This is a genomic window from Dactylosporangium sp. NPDC049525 (genome assembly GCF_040676755.1).
In the GTDB taxonomy this organism is placed as follows: Bacteria; Actinomycetota; Actinomycetes; order Mycobacteriales; family Micromonosporaceae; genus Dactylosporangium.
Genome location: NZ_JBFAPO010000033.1, coordinates 1 through 16,154, shown reverse-complemented (window position 1 = coordinate 16,154; position 16,154 = coordinate 1). Strand labels below are relative to the sequence as shown.

The window sequence follows — 16,154 nt, the reverse complement described above, 5'->3', positions numbered from 1 at the left end:
GCCGTACCTATGCCCTGCCGGTGTACGGGGATAACGCTACGGTGCGACCCTTCCGGCCCTGATGAGGGCGACCTGCACCATGTCGACCAGTTCGGTGGCGCGGAAGGGCTTGGCGACGACGGAGGCGTCGGGGCCGAGCTCGACGACGGCGGCGTCGAAGTACGGCAGGCCCGACATGTACATGATGAGCGCGTCGGGGCAGTGGGCCCGCACGACCTCGGCGACCTGGACGCCGGTGCCGTCGTTGAGTTTCAGGTCGGTGATGGCGAGATCGATCGCGGCGGGGTGCTCGACGCAGACGCGCTCGGCGCCGGCGAGACCGGACGCCGTGTACACCTCGGCGCCGGCCCGGCTGAGCACCCGTTTGACGATCTCGCACAGGTCGGGCTCGTCGTCGACGACGAGAACGCGAAGGTGCTCCAGCATGCCTTCACGATAATTCGTGATTGTGCCGGATCTGCCCTACTTCGCCGGGTTGCCAGGTCGGATCCGGCGCCGGCTGAACCCGAGGAACACCACCAGCACACATGCCACCACCAGCAGCACGGCTGCATACGTCCACCAGGCCGGGCGACCCGCGGTCGCGGGGGCCTCGGCGACGGGCGGCTGGGCGTTGCTCGTGACGAAGTCGGCGGGCGCGGCCGCGGCGCTGGTCGCCGGCGCCTGGGTGGCGGGCGGGGACGTCGGGGTCCGGCCCGGCTTCGCGGACGTGCTGGTCTTCACGCCCGTGGTCACGGTGAAGGAGAAGCTGCCGTTGCCCGACATGCCGTTCGCGCCGGAGGCGGTGTAGGACACCGTGTAGCTGCCCGGGGCGCCGTCGGGCACGCCGAGGGCGATGCGGGCCGTCTCGTTGCGCACGGTGGCACCGCCGAGGGCGACCGTGGCGTTGTCGGGGCCGGTCAGGGTGACCTGGGCGTCGAAGATCTTGTCGTTGAACACCAGCTGGAGCTCCTGCGGCAGGTGCCCGACCCGGGTCTCCGCGCCCGGCGTGCTGCTCGCAAGCATGAGACGCGGTGCATATGCGGTGGCAATTGCCGGAAACGGCAGTATGCCGAGAATTCCGACAATTATCGCGGCGAGCACCCGACTTCGCCTGACCACACCAACAAATCGCCCGGTCATGGGCGGAAACGATAGTGCATTGACGTCAGCGATGTGTGGTCGACGGTGTTAGCGTGCCGTTTCATGCAGGGCAGTTGGCGTGAACTGGTGCAAATCAAACGGCCTCCGGCGTCGACTCCGGCGAGCCGGCGGCTGCGGCGCATCGTGCTGCTCACCGCCGTGCTGACCCTGGTCGCGGACCTCGTCAACCTGGAGTACTCCGAAGAGGGAGGATTCGGTCTCGCGGTGCGGACCTTCTGGGCGATGCTGCGCGCAGTCGGATTCCTGTTCCTGATGCGGGAGATCCGCTGGGGGCGGCTCACCGCGCGGCCGTTCGGGCTGATTCTCGCGGTCACCACCGTGTTCGCCTCGGCCCGCCTGGCGCAGCCCCGCAAGGACGGGTTTCTGCCGCCGTGGCCGGTGCTGGCGGCGCTCGCCGTCATCCTGACGCTGTGCGCCGTGGTGGTGTGGCAGCTGTTCCGCTCGCCGGCGATCGCCGAGCACCTGACCCGCCGCCCGCCGAGGCGGCCGATCCCGGCGTGGGCGCTGACCGCGCGGGTGGCGGCGCTGTCCTACTCCGCGCTGCTGACGGTGCCGTGCCTGGTCGCCGCCGGCACGCTGTGGGGCGAGCCGCGCCTGCCCCGCTCGACGGCGGTGCCGCTGGTCATCTCGTGGTTCGTGCTCGGCATCGCGGTCGCCTTCGTGGCGTCGCTGATCAGCTTCGCGATGATGTTCGGGCACACCTGGGCCCGCGTCCTGCTCGCCATGATCAGCGTCTTCGTGCTGCTGGTGCAGCCGGTGCTGTGCTGGCTGCTGCTCGGCGCCGACGGGGTCATCCGCGACGGCGTCCCGCTCGTCCTCGCCGCGCTGGTCTGCCTCTACGGCCTGGCGAGATCCGGCGCCGCCAGACCCACCATGGCCGCCGGCACCTCCTCGGCCTGAGCCGCGGCCTCGGCGTACACCCCGATCTTGTGCTCGATGAGCGCCAGGTCGCCCTGCAGCTCGGCGATCTTCTCCTGGACCTGCCGGCGGTGGTGCTCGAGGAGGCCGCGGCGCTCGTCGAACGTCGCCGGTCCGACCCGGCACAGCTCCGCGTAGCGGCGCATCTCGGCGATCGGCATGCCGGTCGCCCGCAGCCGGGTCAGCAGCCGGAGCACGCTGACGTCGCGCTCGGAGTAGCGGCGGTGTCCGTTCCAGTCCCGTTCGGGCGGGTCCAGCAGCCCGGCCCGCTCGTAATACCGCAGGGTGTGCGCGGTCAGCCCGGTCTGCTCGGCCACCTCGGCGATGGTGAACTCCATGTACCCAGCCTATTTGACTGCTCGCATTTGACTTCGAGTGCGCTCGAAGGGGCACCGTGGAGGTATGCGACAGCGAACTCTTGGCACTCTGACGACGTCGGCGCTCGGCCTCGGCTGCATGGGCATGAGCGAGTTCTACGGCCCGGGTGACGACGCCGAGTCCATCGCCACCATCCACCGCGCCCTCGACCTCGGCGTGACCTTCCTGGACACCGCCGACATGTACGGCCCGTTCACCAACGAGCAGCTCGTCGGCCGCGCCATCGCCGGCCGCCGCGACGAGGTGACCCTCGCGACGAAGTTCGGCATCCGGCGCGACGGCGGCGTCCGCAGCATCGATGGCCACCCCGACTACGTGCGCGCCGCCCTCGACGCGTCCCTGCAGCGGCTCGGCGTCGAGCACATCGATCTGTACTACCAGCACCGCGTCGACGACCGGGTGCCGATCGAGGACACCTGGGGCGCGCTCGGCGAGGCCGTGGCCGCGGGCAAGGTCCGCCACCTCGGCATCTCCGAGGCCTCCGTCGAGACGGTGCGCCGCGCGCACGCCGTGCACCCGGTGACCGCCGGGCAGTACGAGTACTCGCTGTGGACCCGCGACCCGGAGGACGGGATCCTGGCGACGTTCCGCGAGCTCGGCATCGGCCTGGTCGCCTACAGCCCGCTCGGCCGCGGCTTCCTCTCCGGCGAGATCACCGACCCGTCGCAGTTCGACCCGTCGGACTTCCGCCGCTCCAACCCCCGCTTCCAGGGCGCGAACTTCCAGCGCAACCTCGACCTGGTCGCCGAGGTCCGGTCCCTCGCCGCCGCGAAGGGCGTCACGCCCGCGCAGCTGGCCCTCGCCTGGGTGCTCGCACAGGGCGAGGACATCGTGCCGATCCCGGGCACCAAGCGGCGGGCGTACCTGGAGCAGAACGTGGCCGCCGTGGACGTCGTGCTCACGGCCGACGAGCTGGCCGCGATCGAGAAGCTCGCCATCGGCAGCGACGTCGCCGGTACCCGGTACGCGACGGAGACGATGGGGTCGCTGAACCGCTGAGGTCGGTTTTGGTTCCCGGGTCGTGCTGGCGCGGCCCGGGGACACGCCGTATCGTGGTCGGCGTGTCCGCGCTCCTGAACAGTTGCTGGTGGCCCGCCTGACGAGGCGGCCCACCTCCGCGTGACACCCACATCCGCGGCCGCCCTTTCCGGCGGTCGCTTTTTCGTTCCCTCCTCGCAGGGGCCGGCCGCACGGACGGGCGGCCAGACCTGAGAGGGACGACCCGAGATGCTGCCCGACCTGAACCGCCCGTTCGCCCTGCTGCGCCGCGAGGGCCGCGACGTCGTCGAGGTGCTCACCGGCACCGTCGTCACCGTCGCCTCGCTCGCCGACATTCCCGACGAGTCGCTGTCGCTGGTGCCGTTCCGGCAGGTCCGCGAGCGCGGGTTCGACTGCGTCGACGATGGCACGCCGCTGTCGGTGCTGCGCATCGCCTCGCGTGCGCTGTGTCCCGTCGCCGCCTTCATCGCTGCCTTGCCTTCTTCTCCGGTGGCGCTGCGGGGTGGCGCGTTCGACGTGTCCGACGACGACTACGCGACGATCGTCGCCGACGTGCTCCGCGACGAGATCGGCCGCGGTGAGGGGTCCAACTTCGTCATCCACCGGGTGTTCGAGGCAGACGTCGACGGCGACCCGATCGCCGCGGCCCTCGCCGTGTTCCGGCGGCTGCTCGAGCGGGAGCGGGGCGCGTACTGGACGTTCGTCGTGCACACCGGGGACCGCACCCTCGTCGGCGCCACCCCCGAGCGGCACGTCAGCGTCGAGGACGGCCTGGTGATGATGAACCCGATCAGCGGCACGTTCCGGCACCCGGGCGGCGTGCCGGACAAGGACGCCGTGCTGCGGTTCCTGGCCGACCGCAAGGAGATCGACGAGCTGTCCATGGTCCTGGACGAGGAGCTCAAGATGATGGCGACCGTCGCGACCGAGGGCGGGCAGGTCGTCGGCCCGTACCTGAAGGAGATGGCGCACCTCGTCCACACGGAGTACCTCCTGGCCGGTCGCAGCGCACTGGACGTGCGGGACGTGCTGCGGGAGACGATGTTCGCGCCGACCGTCGTCGGCAGCCCGATCGAGAATGCGTGCCGGGTCGTGGCCCGCCACGAGCGGCGCGGCCGTGGCTACTACGGCGCCGTGCTCGCCCTCATCGGCCGGGACTCCCTGGGCCGGCAGACCCTCGATGCGCCGATCCTCATCCGCACCGCTGACATCTCGCACGACGTCTCGCACGACGTCTCGCACGACGTCTCGCACGACGGCCGGCAGGACGGCCGGCAGGACGGCCGGCAGGACGGCCGGCAGGGCGGTCTGCAGGGCGGCCGGCAGGGCGGTCTGCAGGGCGGCCGGCGGGGCGGGCGGTTGCGGGTGCCGGTCGGGGCGACGCTGGTGCGGCACTCGACGCCGGCGGGGGAGGTCGCCGAGACGCACACCAAGGCCGCCGGGGTGCTCGCCGCGCTGGGCCTGGGCACCGGCCCGGCCGCCGCGGCACCGCCGGTCGCGCCGCTCGCCGCGGACCCGGCGGTGCAGGCGGCCCTCGTCGCGCGCAACGCCACGCTCGCGCCGTTCTGGCTGCAGGACCACCACACCCGCGCCCTGGCGAACCCCGAGCTCGCCGGCCGGCGGGTCCTCATCGTCGACGCAGAGGACACGTTCACCGGCATGCTGCATCACCAGTTGCGGGTCCTGGGCTTGGACGTCACCCTCCAGAAGTACTCGGCCTCCCCGGCCTTGGACGGCTTCGACCTCGTCGTGCTCGGCCCCGGCCCCGGCGACCCCCGGCGGGTCGAGGACCCGAAGATGGCGGCGATGCGGGAGATCGCCTCGCGGCTGCTGGCGGCGGGCACGCCCACGCTCGCCGTGTGCCTGGGCCACCAGCTGCTGTCCGGGCTGCTCGGGCTGCCGCTGCGGCGCAAGGCCAACCCGTATCAGGGCATGCAGCGCGACATCGTGTTCTTCGGCCGGCCGGCGACCGTCGGCTTCTACTCCACCTTCACCGCCACGCACCCGCACGACCGTTTCGACAGCGCGTACGGCCCGGTCGAGCTGTCCCGCGACCCGGCCAACGGCGACGTGCACGCGCTGCGCGGGCCCACGTTCGCCGGGGTGCAGTTCCACCCCGAGTCCGTGCTCAGCTACGACGGCATCGACCTGCTGCGCTCGCTGCTCACCACGCTGCTGCCGGCCGCCGTGTCGTAGCGGGTGGTGCGGGGTACCCGTGCGGTCGTGATACGTCTGGTGCAGGTCGTCCTGCGCTTCTTCCACGGCCGGGACCTCAACCTGCACGCCGGTGCGGTCACGTTCTACGGGGCGGTCGCCGTGGTGCCCGTCGCGCTGCTCACCGTCAAGCTCGCCGGGCTGATCGCCGGTGCCGGCCGGATCCATGACCTGGCCGGCCCGGTGATCGCGGCGATGCCGGACCGTCTCGGCGCGGACCGGGCGGTAGCACTGCTGTTCGACGCGGGGCTCGGCATGTCGTGGCCGCTGACCCTGGTCGCGCTGTTCCCCGCCACCTGGTACGGCGAGGGCCTGCGCCGCGCCTTCGTCTCCCTCGCCGCCACCGGCCAGGACCCGGGTCCCGTCGGCGGCTGGCGGGGGCGGCTGCTGATCCTGCCCGTCCTCGCCGCCGCGCCGGTGCTCCTGCTCGGCCTCCTCCTCGTGCTGCCCGGCGCCGCACATCGCTTGCAGGACGGCGGCTGGTCGAGCGTCGGCGCGGTGGTCGTGTCGTTCCTGGCCACGTGGCTGGTCCTCAGCCCGGTGTTCGTCATGGTGTACCGGTGGTGCGCCCCGGCCACCCCGGGATGGGGTCCGACCGTCGTGGTCGGCTCGTTCACCGCGGCGAACCTGTCCGGCTTCGCGCACGGGTGCGTGCTGTTCTGGTCGCTGCCGCTGGACCTCGGCGCGCCCTTCGGCGGCCTGGACGCGGTCGGCACGATCGTCGCCGTCCTCCTGTGGTTGTACCTGTTCCACCTGGTGACGCTCATCGGTTACGGTGCGACCCTCCAGGCGAGCCGATGGTGGGCCTTGCGCTCCGCAGGTTCGTGAACGATGCTTCCGAAGAATTCTCACTATTGGGGGCCTTGATGCGGGACCGCCGGGCAAGACTCAGCGTCGCCGTGGCGTATCTCGTCCAGGGCTTCTGCTTCGCCGCCCTGCTGACCCAGGTCGGCGTCCTGCAGGAGAAGTTCGGCTTCTCCGACGGCGAGCTCTCCCTCGTCCTGCTCGCGGTCCCGGTCGTCGCCGGCGTCGGCAGCGTCGTCGCCGGCCTGCTGTCCACCCGTTTCGGCAGCTCACCGGTCCTGCGCGCGGGTGGCCCGGGCGTCGCGCTCGCCATCACCGCGGTCGGCCTCGCCGCGCAGGCGTGGCAGCTGTACCTCGCCCTCGCCTTCGTCGGCCTCATGCTCGGTGTCGTCGACGCCACGATGAACATGCAGGGCGTCAGCGTCGAGCGCCGCTACGGCCGGCCCGTCCTCAACTCCTTCCACGCCGTGTGGAGCGTCGGCGCGATCCTCGGCGCCCTCGCCACCGCCGGCACGTCCCGGCTGGACTGGTCGATCGCCGCGTCGCTCGGCTCGGTCGCGGTCCTCGGCGCGGTCCTCGCCCTCGCCGCCGGCCCCTGGCAGCTGCGCCGCGCCGAGGAGGTCGCCGACGTGCCGCCGGGCGCCGCCACCGCGATCCCGTGGCGCCCCGTCATCCTGATCGGCGTCGCGATGATGCTCATGTTCATCGCCGACTCCGCGGTCTCCAACTGGAGCACCGTCTTCCTCGACCACGCCTTCGCCGCGAGCACCAGCGTCGCCGCGCTCGGCCTCGCCGCGTACCAGGCGATGATGCTCATCGGCCGCACCGCCGGCGACGTCGTCGTGCGCCGCTTCGGCCCCGTCGGTGTCGTCGCCGTCGGGGGCGTTGTCGGCGGCCTCGGCCTCGGCCTGGTCGCCGCGTCCCAGAACGCGGCGATGGGCATCGCCGGGTTCGCCGTCGTCGGCATCGGCCTGTCCCTGGTCGTCCCGCAGTCGTTCTCCGCCGCGGGCCGCCTCGACCCGGCCGGCACGGGGGTCGCGATCGCCCGCGTCAACCTGTTCAACTACGTCGGGTTCGTGGTCGGCGCCGGCCTCATCGGCGCGGTGGCGGAGAGCGCGACGCTGCGGTTGGCGTTCGTGGTGCCGGCGGTGCTGGCGGCGGGGATCGTCGCCCTGGCACCGGCGTTCCGCACGTCGGCTCCGGTTCCGGCCGCCGAGGTGCCCGCACCCGCACCTGGCTGATCCGGGGCGGTGCCGGTCAGGGCTGGTGGGCGGTGGCGCTGACCTTCTCCGCCGCTGCCGCCACCGAGCCGCGGGTCGTGGCGGCGAGACTGGTCTGCTCGTGCAGCGACGCCTCGACCTCGCGCTGGGCGGCCGCAACCGAGCTGAGCCGGTCCGCGACCCCACCGACCGCGTTCGCCGCCGCCGCCGCACCCGCGGTGACCTGACCGACGGTCGTCTCGATGCGGCCCGTCGCGGCGGCGGTCTGCGCCGCGAGATCCTTGACCTCGTTGGCGACCACGCCGAAGCCCTTCCCGGCCTCACCCGCCCGGGCCGCCTCGATCGTCGCGTTGAGTGCGAGCAGCTTCGTCTGGTCCGCGACCGCCTGGATGAGACCCGCGACGGTGGCGATGTCGGCGATGGCGGTCTCGAGCTCACCGATGACGGTCCGCGCGTGGTTGGAGTCGCTGAGCGCCGCCTCGACGTCCGAGACGGCGTCACGGACCGCGCCCGTCATCCCGGCCAGCTTCCGTTCGAACGACTCCATCGCCGCGCCGGCCTCGGCACCCAGCTGCACCCCCGCGTCGGCGACGTCGGCCAGCACCGTCTCCAGCCGCCGGCCGAGGCGTTCGCTGTGCGCGACCTGCTCCGCGGCGTTGCTCGCGGCGGCCTCCTCGCGCAGGGTGGCGTCGTCGGCAGCGGCCCGCAGCGCCGTCTGGTTCTGCGCCGCGACCCTGGCGCGGTCCGCGTCGACCTCGGCCTCGGCGTTGGCGGCGAATCGCCAGTACGTCAGCTGCGTCAGGCACATCGCGACGACGAACCCGGCGTGCATGAGCACGAACAGGATCGGGTGGTCCCGGGCCTGCGGGCTGCTGAACAACATGTCCGGCATCGCTATCGCGACGAGGAGGTGGTGCGCGCCGACCAGCAGGACGGTGACGAACAGGGCCACCCAGTCCTGGTACAGGCTGACCAACCCCACCACGACGAAGAAATGGAAGTGCAGGTCGGTGAGGCCGTTGCCGGCGTGCACGAGCGCGGCCGCGGCCAGGACCAGCCCCGTCGACACGGCGATCGCGGCGCCGCGCCGGCTGCGGGCGATGTTGCCGGCGACGGCGCAGATCAGCACGCCGGCGTTGGCCGACCAGACGAGCCAGGCACCGCCGTGCGTGTGCTCGCCGACGATCGAGTGCCCGTTGAGCACGCTGATGACGACGAGGAGCGGCACATGCAGCATCAGCAGCAGCCGCAGCGCCCGGTGTCTGGACTGGAAGGCCGCGTCGCTGAGCCGGACCTTCGGCATGAGCCAGGCGAGGACTCCGGGCATGACGTTTCGACGCTCCCTCTGGACGGTTGACCCCGGGACCTGCAGGAGGACCCAACCGCTCATCGGCCGCCAGGTGGCCGACTGAAGGGTGTTCGCGGGAGGGACATCGGTTGCCGGGTGCCGCACTCTGTCAGGGCGCTTCTGCCGGGAGTGCTACGGCCGCCGGGTGTCGCACTCTGTCAGGGGGCCTCCGCCAGGAGTGCTACCACCTCGGTAGGAGACGGCAGGCCGTCGGTGTCCCCGGCCGTTGCGACCACCCCCGCCGCGAACCGGGTGCCGAGCCACGCCGCGCCCCGCGGCCCGATCCCGCGGAGGCGGGCGGCGAGATATGCGCCCGCGAACGCGTCCCCGGCGCCGACCGGGTCAACCGCCCGCACCGCCACGGACGGCAGGTGGGCCGGCGGGTCACCCTCGTGCCAGCAGCCGCCGGCACCGGCTTTCAACACCACCTCGCCCACGCCGGCGGCCTTGGCCTGCGGGAAGACCGTCGCGGGGTCATCCGTGCCGAAGAGCGGCACCGCCTCGTCCATCCCGAGGAGGAGGTACGTCGTCCACGGCAGCAACTCCGTCACAGCACTGACCACGCCGTCGAGCCCGGGCCGCAGGTTCGGGTCGACGGCGACCGGGATGCCACGGGCATGCGCCTCGCGGGCCAGCCGCAGCACCGCCCGCCGCGGGCCCGCGCCGAGCGCGGCGGTCAGCCCGGACACCGCGACCAGGTCGGGCCCGGCGGCCAGGGCCCGGTCCGCGTCGGCCTCGTCGAGGACGGACGCGGCCGAGCCGGCCCGGTAGTAGTGCACCCGCCGGGCGCCGTCGGCCTGCACGTCCTTGACAAACACGCCCGTCGGCCGGGTGTCGTCGACGGTGACCAGGCCGGTCCCGACCCCGAGCCCGGCGGCGGCCGCGACGACCCGCCGCCCGAACGGGTCGTCGCCGACCCGGCTGCAGAACGCCGTCCGCGCACCTGCCCGCCCCGCCGCCGCGAGGAGGTTCAGTTCGGCGCCCGCCACGTGCACCGACGCCGCCCGGCACTCCTCCAACGGAAGGAGGTCGGCGGGCTGGAACAGCACCATCGCCTCACCGAGCCCGACGATCAGCCCGCTCCCGGCCGATCCGGCGGCCGATCCGGCGGTCGGTGTGGTCACGACAGCCACCGGGCGCGCAGGTCCGGGCGGAGGAACGCGGCCGGTGAGGCGATCGACAGGCCGCCGTCGACGGGGAGGCAGGCGCCAGTGATGAAACCGGCACCGGGGGAGGCCAGGAACGCGACCGCCGCCGCGACCTCCTCCGGGCGGCCGACCCGGCGCAGCGGATACCCCTCCGCGACGTCGGGCAGGTGCTCGCCGCCGATCATGCCGGGCGCGACGGCGTTGACCCGGATGCCACGCGGACCGTATTCGAGCGCGAGCTGGCGGACCAGGCCGTCCAGGCCCGCCTTCGCCGCGGCGTACGAGGGCAGACCCGGCGCGGCCAGGAAGCTGTTGACGGAGGTGACCGCCACGATGCTGCCGCCGGAAGGCAGGTGCGGCAGCGCCGCCCGGCAGGCGTAGAAGGCACCGGAGAGGGTCACGTCGATCGCGGCGCGCCACTCGTCGTCGGTCTGGGTCTCGGCCGGCGCCACCGGCATCACCGCGGCGGCGAGGACGAGCACGTCGAGCCGGCCGAACAGGTCCACGGCGCGGCGCACCACCGTGGCGGCGCCGGAGCTGGTGGAGCAGTCGACCGCCCAGCTCGCCTCGAACGCGGGATCGCCGGTGGTGTCCAGGGCGGCACCCGCGACCCGGTCGCCGGCGAAGGCCCGGCCGATCGCGAGCCCGATCGGCGAGGTCGCCCCGAGCACGAGGACACCCCTCACCGCCCGGAGCCCTCGAGGTCGAGGTCGTCCAGGATCAGGGCCAGCGCGGCAAGGGTCGCCGGGTCGGCGTCGACGGCGGGTGCGCGGACCGTGGTGGACGCGATGACGCCCCGCCGGTGCAGCACGTGCTTGTGGATCGACCATGCGATGCCGGGCTGCAGCCCGAAGCGGATCAGTGGCAGCAGCCGGTTGAACCCCGCCCTCGCCTCGGCGACCGACCCCGCCTGGTACGCACGGAGGACAGGAGCGAGCAGGTCCGGGAACTCACTTGCGGGCATGGTGCCGACGGCGCCACGGGCGTACTCCTCCAGGACGAACAGCGCGTTCTGCCCGCCGAGGACGAGGAAGTCGGCGGCCGTCGCCTCGATGACCGCGCCGACCTTCGGGGCGGTCGGCTGGGTCTCGACCTTCACCGAGTCGACACCGTCCAACTTGGACAGCTCGACGATGAGCGGCACGGGTAGGTTGACGCCGGTCGAGGCCGGCGCGTCCTGCACCATGACCGACAGCCCGCCGGCCGCCGCGACGGTGCCGTAGAAGTCGACGATCTGCGCGGGGGAGGGCTTCACCATGAACGGCGGGATGAGCATGGCCACGCTCGCGCCGGCGTCGGCCGCGGCGCGGCACTGGTCGATCGCGTCGCCGGTGCCGGTCGCCGACACCCCGGCGACGATCGGCAGGGTGGGGCCGAGCGCCTCGCGGACCACCGCGAGGATCGACGCGCGCTCCGGCACCGTGAGCGTGAAACCCTCGCTGGCGAAGCCGAACACGGCGACCCCGTCGACGCCGGCGCGCACGGAGAACTCGACGAGCCGCCGCAGGCTGCCGGTGTCCAGTGAGCCGTCGGGGTGGAACGGGGTGGCGAGCACGGGGATCAGCCCGCGCACGTCGGCGGAGCGGCTCACTGGTCCTCCAGAAGGGCGGTGATGTCGACGTCGACGCCGAGGCCCGGCGCGGTCGGCACGTGGAACGACCCCGGTCCGCCGGTCAGCGGCCGGGTGAGGATGCGGTTGGCGACGGGGAACGGGCCGGGCTGGAACTCGAAGACCGGCATCGCCTCGATCGCGGCGGCGACGTGGATCCCGGCGGCGAGCACGACGCCGAGCCCGACGGAATGGTGCGGCGCCACCGGCACGTGATGCACGGACGCGATCTCGGCGATGGCCATGGCCTCGGTGATGCCGGTGCGGCCGACGTCAGGCTGGGCGAGGTCCAGGGCCCGCTCTTGCAGCCACAGCTTGAACTCGAACCGGCTGCGCAGCGTCTCGCCGACCGCGACCGGGGTGACGAGCGCGGCGGCGAGCTCGCGGTGGCCGTCGACGTCCTCGGGCGCGAGGGGCGCCTCCAGGAACCAGGCGCCGCGAGCATCGAGCGCCTTGCCGAGGCGCAGCGCGCCGGCGAGGTCGTAGGCCCAGTGCGCGTCGACGGCGACCCGCATCCCGGTCGCGGCGACCGCGTCGAAGGTGGCGAGGTCCTCCTCCACCCCACGGCCGAGGTGCAGCTTCACCGAGGTTGCACCCTGTGCAATCCAGTTGCGGGCGAGCGCCGTCCGCTCGGCATCGGTGGCGACCGGCAGGCCGGAGACGTAGGTGGGGACGGTGTCGCGGTACGCCCCGCCGAGCAGCGCGTGCACGGGCAGCCCGGCCGCCTTCCCCGCGAGGTCCCACAGCGCGATGTCCACGGCGGCGAGGGCATCGGCCTGGTGACCGACGAGATGCCCGCGCTCCCGCATGAGCCCGGTGAGCCTGGTCCACATCGGCCGGACCCTGCGCGGGTCCTGTTTCAGCAGGGCGGGCGTCAGCAGCCGGTCGACGATCGCCTGCACGATCTCCGGCCCGACGGGTGCGAGTGCCTCGCCCCAGCCCTCCGTGCCGTCGTCGCACGTGATCCTGACCAGGAGCGTTTCGTAACGGTCCGAGTACAGGCTGCGCCACGGCGGCCGAGTGTAATAGTCCGATTTTTCAGGATTATCCCGGGTGGCGGCGCCCAGATAGACGTCGTCGCCGCGCAGTTTCAGCGGAAACGTCGTCACGTCAACGATCTTCATGAGGCACCCCCGCTCTGTGGTTGACCACTTGCAGCATGCGGGATATCTTGCCGTATCACGCAAGTAACTTCCAGAGAGGGCCCCGATGGCTTCGGATGTCGGAAGCAATCAGAGCGTCGAGCGGGCGCTGACGGTGCTGCGGGTCTTCACGGCCGGCCGCTCCGAGCTGCGCGTCTCCGACGTCGCCAAGCTCGCAGACCTTGGACTCTCCACCGCGTCGCGCCTGCTCGCAACCCTGGAGGCGGCCGGCTTCGTCGACCGTGACCCGGTCAGCGGGCTCTACCGGCTCGGCCTGGACACGGTCAGTCTCGGCGGCGCCGTGCTCAACAGCCACCCCGTGCACCGCGAGGCGCGGCAGATCGCCCAGAACCTGGCGGCCGACCTCGGGCTCGGCGTCAACGTCGCGGTCCGCCGCGACGCCAGCCTCTTCTACCTGCTCAACTTCGAGGGCCGGCAGGCGCCGCGGGCGTTCGTCCTCGCCGGGCAGCGTAACCCGCTGCATGCCACCGGCCTGGGCAAGTCGCTGCTGACCGGCCTGACGCCGATCGAGCGGCGGGGGCTGCTGCCGGCCAGCGCCCTGGTGGCCTACACCCCACGCACCATCACCACGCACGAGAAGCTCGACGCCGAGCTCGAGCTGACCGCCGCCCGGGGCTACGGCGCCGAGCTGGAGGAGCTGGCGCTCGGCCGGGCCTGCGTCGCCGCCCCGATCCGCGACGGCGCCGGCAGTGTCGTCGCCGCGCTGTCGGTCTCCGGCCCGCTGTCCGCAATCGACTTGCAGAGCCGGGAGGTCGCACTGTCACGCATCGTCATCGAGGCCGCCGACTCGATCAGCATCGGCCTCGGCTACGTCGGACCGGCCCACCACCCCAGTGCGGTGTCGCTGTGAAGGACCGCACCTTCGGGTTCCTGCTGACCTTGCCGGCGCTCGCGCTGCTCGGCGCGGTCGTGCTGTATCCGCTGGTCGGGTCGCTGTCCACGAGCCTGTTCAACCAGAGTCTGGTCCTGCCCGGCCGCTCGTTCGCCGGGCTGGACAATTTCAAGGCGGTGCTGGACCAGAACTTCTGGCCGGTCCTGGAGCACACGGTCGTGTTCACCGTCGGCTCCACCGTCGTGCCGGTCATCATCGGGTTCGCGCTCGCTCTGGCGCTGAACACGAGGTTGCGTGGTCGGGCGGTGCTGCGCGGCCTGTTCCTGATGCCGTGGGTGATCCCCGGTGTCGTGGTCTCGTTCGTCTGGTTGTGGATTTTCAACGCGAACTACGGGTTGCTCAACGGTCTGCTCGTCCAACTGCACCTGGTCGACGAGCCGGTGGTGTGGCTCGGCAGTCCCGGCACTGCGATGGCGGCGATCATCGTGGCGAAGAGCTGGGCGAGTTTCCCGTGGATCATGGTGATGCTGCTGGCCGGTCTGCAGACCGTGCCGCACGCTCTGCACGAGGCCGCCGCGCTGGACGGTGCGGGTGCGGTGAACCGGTTCTGGCACGTGACCCTGCCGCACCTGCGCGGGATCCTCGGCATCGTCGTGCTGCTTGAGGTGATCTGGAATGTGCAGCACTTCGACATGATCTACGTGCTGACCGGTGGTGGCCCGGCCGGTTCCACCACCACGTTCGCGGTGGCGGTGTATGACACTGCGTTCAAGGCGTTCGATCTGGGTCAGGCCAGCGCGTTGGGTGCGTTGTGGCTGGTGCTGATCCTGGTCCTGGTCGTGGTGTACGTGCGGGTCTCCGAGCGTGGTGAGCCGGCATGAGACGGTTGTTCGCCCCCGCCACCACCGTCGCGCTCATCGGCATCTTCGCGTTCGGCCCCGTCTACTGGGTCCTGGTCACCGCGCTCACCCCGACGCATGACGTGTTCCGGTTCCCGCCGCACTTCATCCCCGACCGGATCACGTTCGAGCATTTCACCGCGATCTTCGACAACCCGAAGCTGCTGCGGTACCTGACCAACAGCCTGATCGTGTCCACCATCACCGCGGTGCTCACCGTGATCGTCGCGGCGTACACGGGGTATTCGTTTGCGAAGTTCCGGTACCGGGGCCGTCGTTCCCTGATGTATCTGGTGCTGGCCTCGCAGATGTTCCCGCAGGCGCTGCTGCTGATCACCCTGTATCTGGTGTTCTCCCAGGTCGGGTTGATCAATTCTTATCTGGCGCTGATCCTGTCGTTCACCACGTTCACGCTGCCGCTGTGCGTGTGGATGCTCAAAGGGTTCTTCGACACCATCCCCGACGAGCTCATCGAAGCGGCGAAGGTCGACGGTGCGGGGCAGGGCGCGATCATCCACCGCATCCTGCTGCCGGTGTCGTTGCCGGGTCTGGTCGCCACGGGGTTGTTCGCGTTCATCCGCGGCTGGAACGACTTCATCTTCGCGTTGACCCTGGCCGGGCCGGACAAGCAGACCCTGCCACCCGGGCTGGTCAACACGTTCCTCGGCGAGTTCGAAACCGCCTGGCCCGACCTGATGGCCGCGTCCCTGGTCGTGTCCCTGCCCGTCGTCATCGGCTTCACCATCCTGCAGCGCTACCTCGTCGCCGGCCTCACCGCCGGCGCCGTGAAGGGCTGAACACCCCACACCCCTTCCACCTGGAGCCACACATGTCTCTGACCCGCCGCTCCGCGCTGGGCCTGTTCGGCCTCAGCGCCCTCGGCACGACCCTCGCCGCCTGCGCCCCCACGACGAACACCCCCGCCCCCGCCGGCACCGAAGGCCTCAAGGACGACGGCGTCAAGGAATTCCCCCTCACGTCCTGGTCGTTCAACGAAGCGGTCACCAAGGAACCGATCCAGGCGCAGATCGACAAGTACACCGCCGCCAACGCCGGCACGAAGATCAGCACCCCGTCGTATCCGTACAACGACTACCTCAACCAGCTGCTGCTGCAGGTCCAGGGTGGACAGTTGACCGGCGCCGTGCAGCTGGACGTGGCGTGGCTGGCCACCCTCGCCGCCACCGGCAAACTCCTCGACCTCAAAAGCGTCGCCACCGGCCTGGACTACGCCCCCGCCGCCCTCGCCCTGGGACAGTCCGGCGGCGTGCAGTACGGACTGCCGTGGACGTTCGCCGGGATCGGCCTGATCAGCAACACCGAACTGCTCACCAAAGCAGGCGTCACCACCGCACCCAAAACCGTCGCCGAGTTCGAGGCCGCGCTCACCGCCGTCAAAGGCCTCGGCGGCGGCGTCGTGCCCTGGGCCGGCATGACCAAAGTCGACCAGCTCAAAGACATCATCCCGTGGATGTGGGA

At 71.7% G+C, this 16,154-nt stretch carries 17 protein-coding genes; 9 read left to right on the top strand and 8 right to left on the bottom strand.

What is annotated here, in order from left to right; translation table 11 throughout:
- Nucleotides 1-36: 36 nt before the first annotated feature.
- Nucleotides 37-426, bottom strand: coding sequence for a response regulator (locus AB0K00_RS35705; protein WP_363529887.1), 390 nt, complete (start codon nucleotides 424-426; stop codon nucleotides 37-39).
- A gap of 36 nt (nucleotides 427-462) precedes the next feature.
- Entirely contained in the window at nucleotides 463-1,005 is a 543-nt protein-coding gene (locus AB0K00_RS35700) for a copper resistance CopC family protein (protein WP_363529885.1), read from the bottom strand.
- A 204-nt stretch (nucleotides 1,006-1,209) separates the two neighbouring features.
- On the opposite strand from AB0K00_RS35700, the gene AB0K00_RS35695 reads away from it, so the two are divergent.
- A complete protein-coding gene (locus AB0K00_RS35695; RefSeq protein ID WP_363529882.1) occupies nucleotides 1,210-2,043 on the top strand; it encodes a hypothetical protein in 834 nt (277 codons plus the stop codon).
- On the opposite strand, the gene AB0K00_RS35690 is transcribed toward AB0K00_RS35695, so the two are convergent.
- The gene (locus AB0K00_RS35690; RefSeq protein ID WP_363529879.1) at nucleotides 1,980-2,399 is read right to left on the bottom strand and encodes a MerR family transcriptional regulator; all 420 of its coding nucleotides are present in this window, start codon (nucleotides 2,397-2,399) and stop codon (nucleotides 1,980-1,982) included. The two genes, AB0K00_RS35695 and AB0K00_RS35690, sit on opposite strands and share 64 nt — an antisense overlap.
- A 64-nt stretch (nucleotides 2,400-2,463) precedes the next feature.
- Here AB0K00_RS35690 and AB0K00_RS35685 point away from each other — a divergent pair, with 64 nt between their 5' ends.
- The 4 genes from AB0K00_RS35685 to AB0K00_RS35670 all read left to right on the top strand — a co-directional run bounded on the left by AB0K00_RS35685 (nucleotide 2,464) and on the right by AB0K00_RS35670 (nucleotide 7,697).
- Nucleotides 2,464-3,438 (top strand): aldo/keto reductase, encoded by a 975-nt coding sequence (locus tag AB0K00_RS35685; RefSeq protein ID WP_363529876.1) that lies wholly within the window; start codon nucleotides 2,464-2,466, stop codon nucleotides 3,436-3,438.
- Nucleotides 3,439-3,666: 228 nt separating this feature from the next.
- Nucleotides 3,667-5,634 carry an anthranilate synthase family protein gene (locus tag AB0K00_RS35680; protein ID WP_363529873.1) on the top strand — a complete coding sequence of 656 codons (1,968 nt, stop codon included), beginning with the start codon at nucleotides 3,667-3,669 and terminating at the stop codon, nucleotides 5,632-5,634.
- 27 nt (nucleotides 5,635-5,661) lie between these two features.
- Nucleotides 5,662-6,480: a YhjD/YihY/BrkB family envelope integrity protein gene (locus tag AB0K00_RS35675; RefSeq protein ID WP_363529870.1), complete on the top strand. Its 819-nt coding sequence runs from the start codon at nucleotides 5,662-5,664 to the stop codon at nucleotides 6,478-6,480.
- A 71-nt stretch (nucleotides 6,481-6,551) separates the two neighbouring features.
- Nucleotides 6,552-7,697, top strand: a complete 1,146-nt coding sequence (locus AB0K00_RS35670; RefSeq protein ID WP_363529867.1) for an MFS transporter — start codon at nucleotides 6,552-6,554, stop codon at nucleotides 7,695-7,697.
- Nucleotides 7,698-7,713: 16 nt separating this feature from the next.
- On the opposite strand, the gene AB0K00_RS35665 is transcribed toward AB0K00_RS35670, so the two are convergent.
- From AB0K00_RS35665 to AB0K00_RS35645, 5 genes are all read right to left on the bottom strand, one after another.
- The gene (locus tag AB0K00_RS35665; RefSeq protein ID WP_363529864.1) at nucleotides 7,714-9,003 is read right to left on the bottom strand and encodes a methyl-accepting chemotaxis protein; all 1,290 of its coding nucleotides are present in this window, start codon (nucleotides 9,001-9,003) and stop codon (nucleotides 7,714-7,716) included.
- Between the two features lie 179 nt (nucleotides 9,004-9,182).
- Nucleotides 9,183-10,148 (bottom strand): sugar kinase, encoded by a 966-nt coding sequence (locus AB0K00_RS35660; RefSeq protein ID WP_363529861.1) that lies wholly within the window; start codon nucleotides 10,146-10,148, stop codon nucleotides 9,183-9,185.
- A complete protein-coding gene (locus AB0K00_RS35655) occupies nucleotides 10,145-10,843 on the bottom strand; it encodes an SDR family oxidoreductase (protein WP_363529858.1) in 699 nt (232 codons plus the stop codon). Before AB0K00_RS35655 ends, AB0K00_RS35660 begins: the two co-directional genes overlap by 4 nt.
- An 11-nt stretch (nucleotides 10,844-10,854) precedes the next feature.
- Complete coding sequence (locus AB0K00_RS35650) at nucleotides 10,855-11,763, bottom strand: dihydrodipicolinate synthase family protein (protein ID WP_363529855.1); 909 nt, start codon at nucleotides 11,761-11,763, stop codon at nucleotides 10,855-10,857.
- Nucleotides 11,760-12,905, bottom strand: coding sequence for a mandelate racemase/muconate lactonizing enzyme family protein (locus tag AB0K00_RS35645; protein WP_363529852.1), 1,146 nt, complete (start codon nucleotides 12,903-12,905; stop codon nucleotides 11,760-11,762). Before AB0K00_RS35645 ends, AB0K00_RS35650 begins: the two co-directional genes overlap by 4 nt.
- Nucleotides 12,906-12,990: 85 nt before the next feature.
- Here AB0K00_RS35645 and AB0K00_RS35640 point away from each other — a divergent pair, with 85 nt between their 5' ends.
- From AB0K00_RS35640 to AB0K00_RS35625, 4 genes are all read left to right on the top strand, one after another.
- Nucleotides 12,991-13,794 carry an IclR family transcriptional regulator gene (locus AB0K00_RS35640; RefSeq protein ID WP_363529849.1) on the top strand — a complete coding sequence of 268 codons (804 nt, stop codon included), beginning with the start codon at nucleotides 12,991-12,993 and terminating at the stop codon, nucleotides 13,792-13,794.
- The gene (locus tag AB0K00_RS35635; protein WP_363529847.1) at nucleotides 13,791-14,657 is read left to right on the top strand and encodes a sugar ABC transporter permease; all 867 of its coding nucleotides are present in this window, start codon (nucleotides 13,791-13,793) and stop codon (nucleotides 14,655-14,657) included. Before AB0K00_RS35640 ends, AB0K00_RS35635 begins: the two co-directional genes overlap by 4 nt.
- On the top strand, nucleotides 14,654-15,472 hold the full coding sequence (locus AB0K00_RS35630; RefSeq protein ID WP_363529844.1) for a carbohydrate ABC transporter permease: 819 nt from the start codon (nucleotides 14,654-14,656) through the stop codon (nucleotides 15,470-15,472). Before AB0K00_RS35635 ends, AB0K00_RS35630 begins: the two co-directional genes overlap by 4 nt.
- Before the next feature lie 32 nt (nucleotides 15,473-15,504).
- Nucleotides 15,505-16,154 (top strand): extracellular solute-binding protein (locus tag AB0K00_RS35625; RefSeq protein WP_363529841.1); only part of this gene is annotated, 650 nt, incomplete at its 3' end.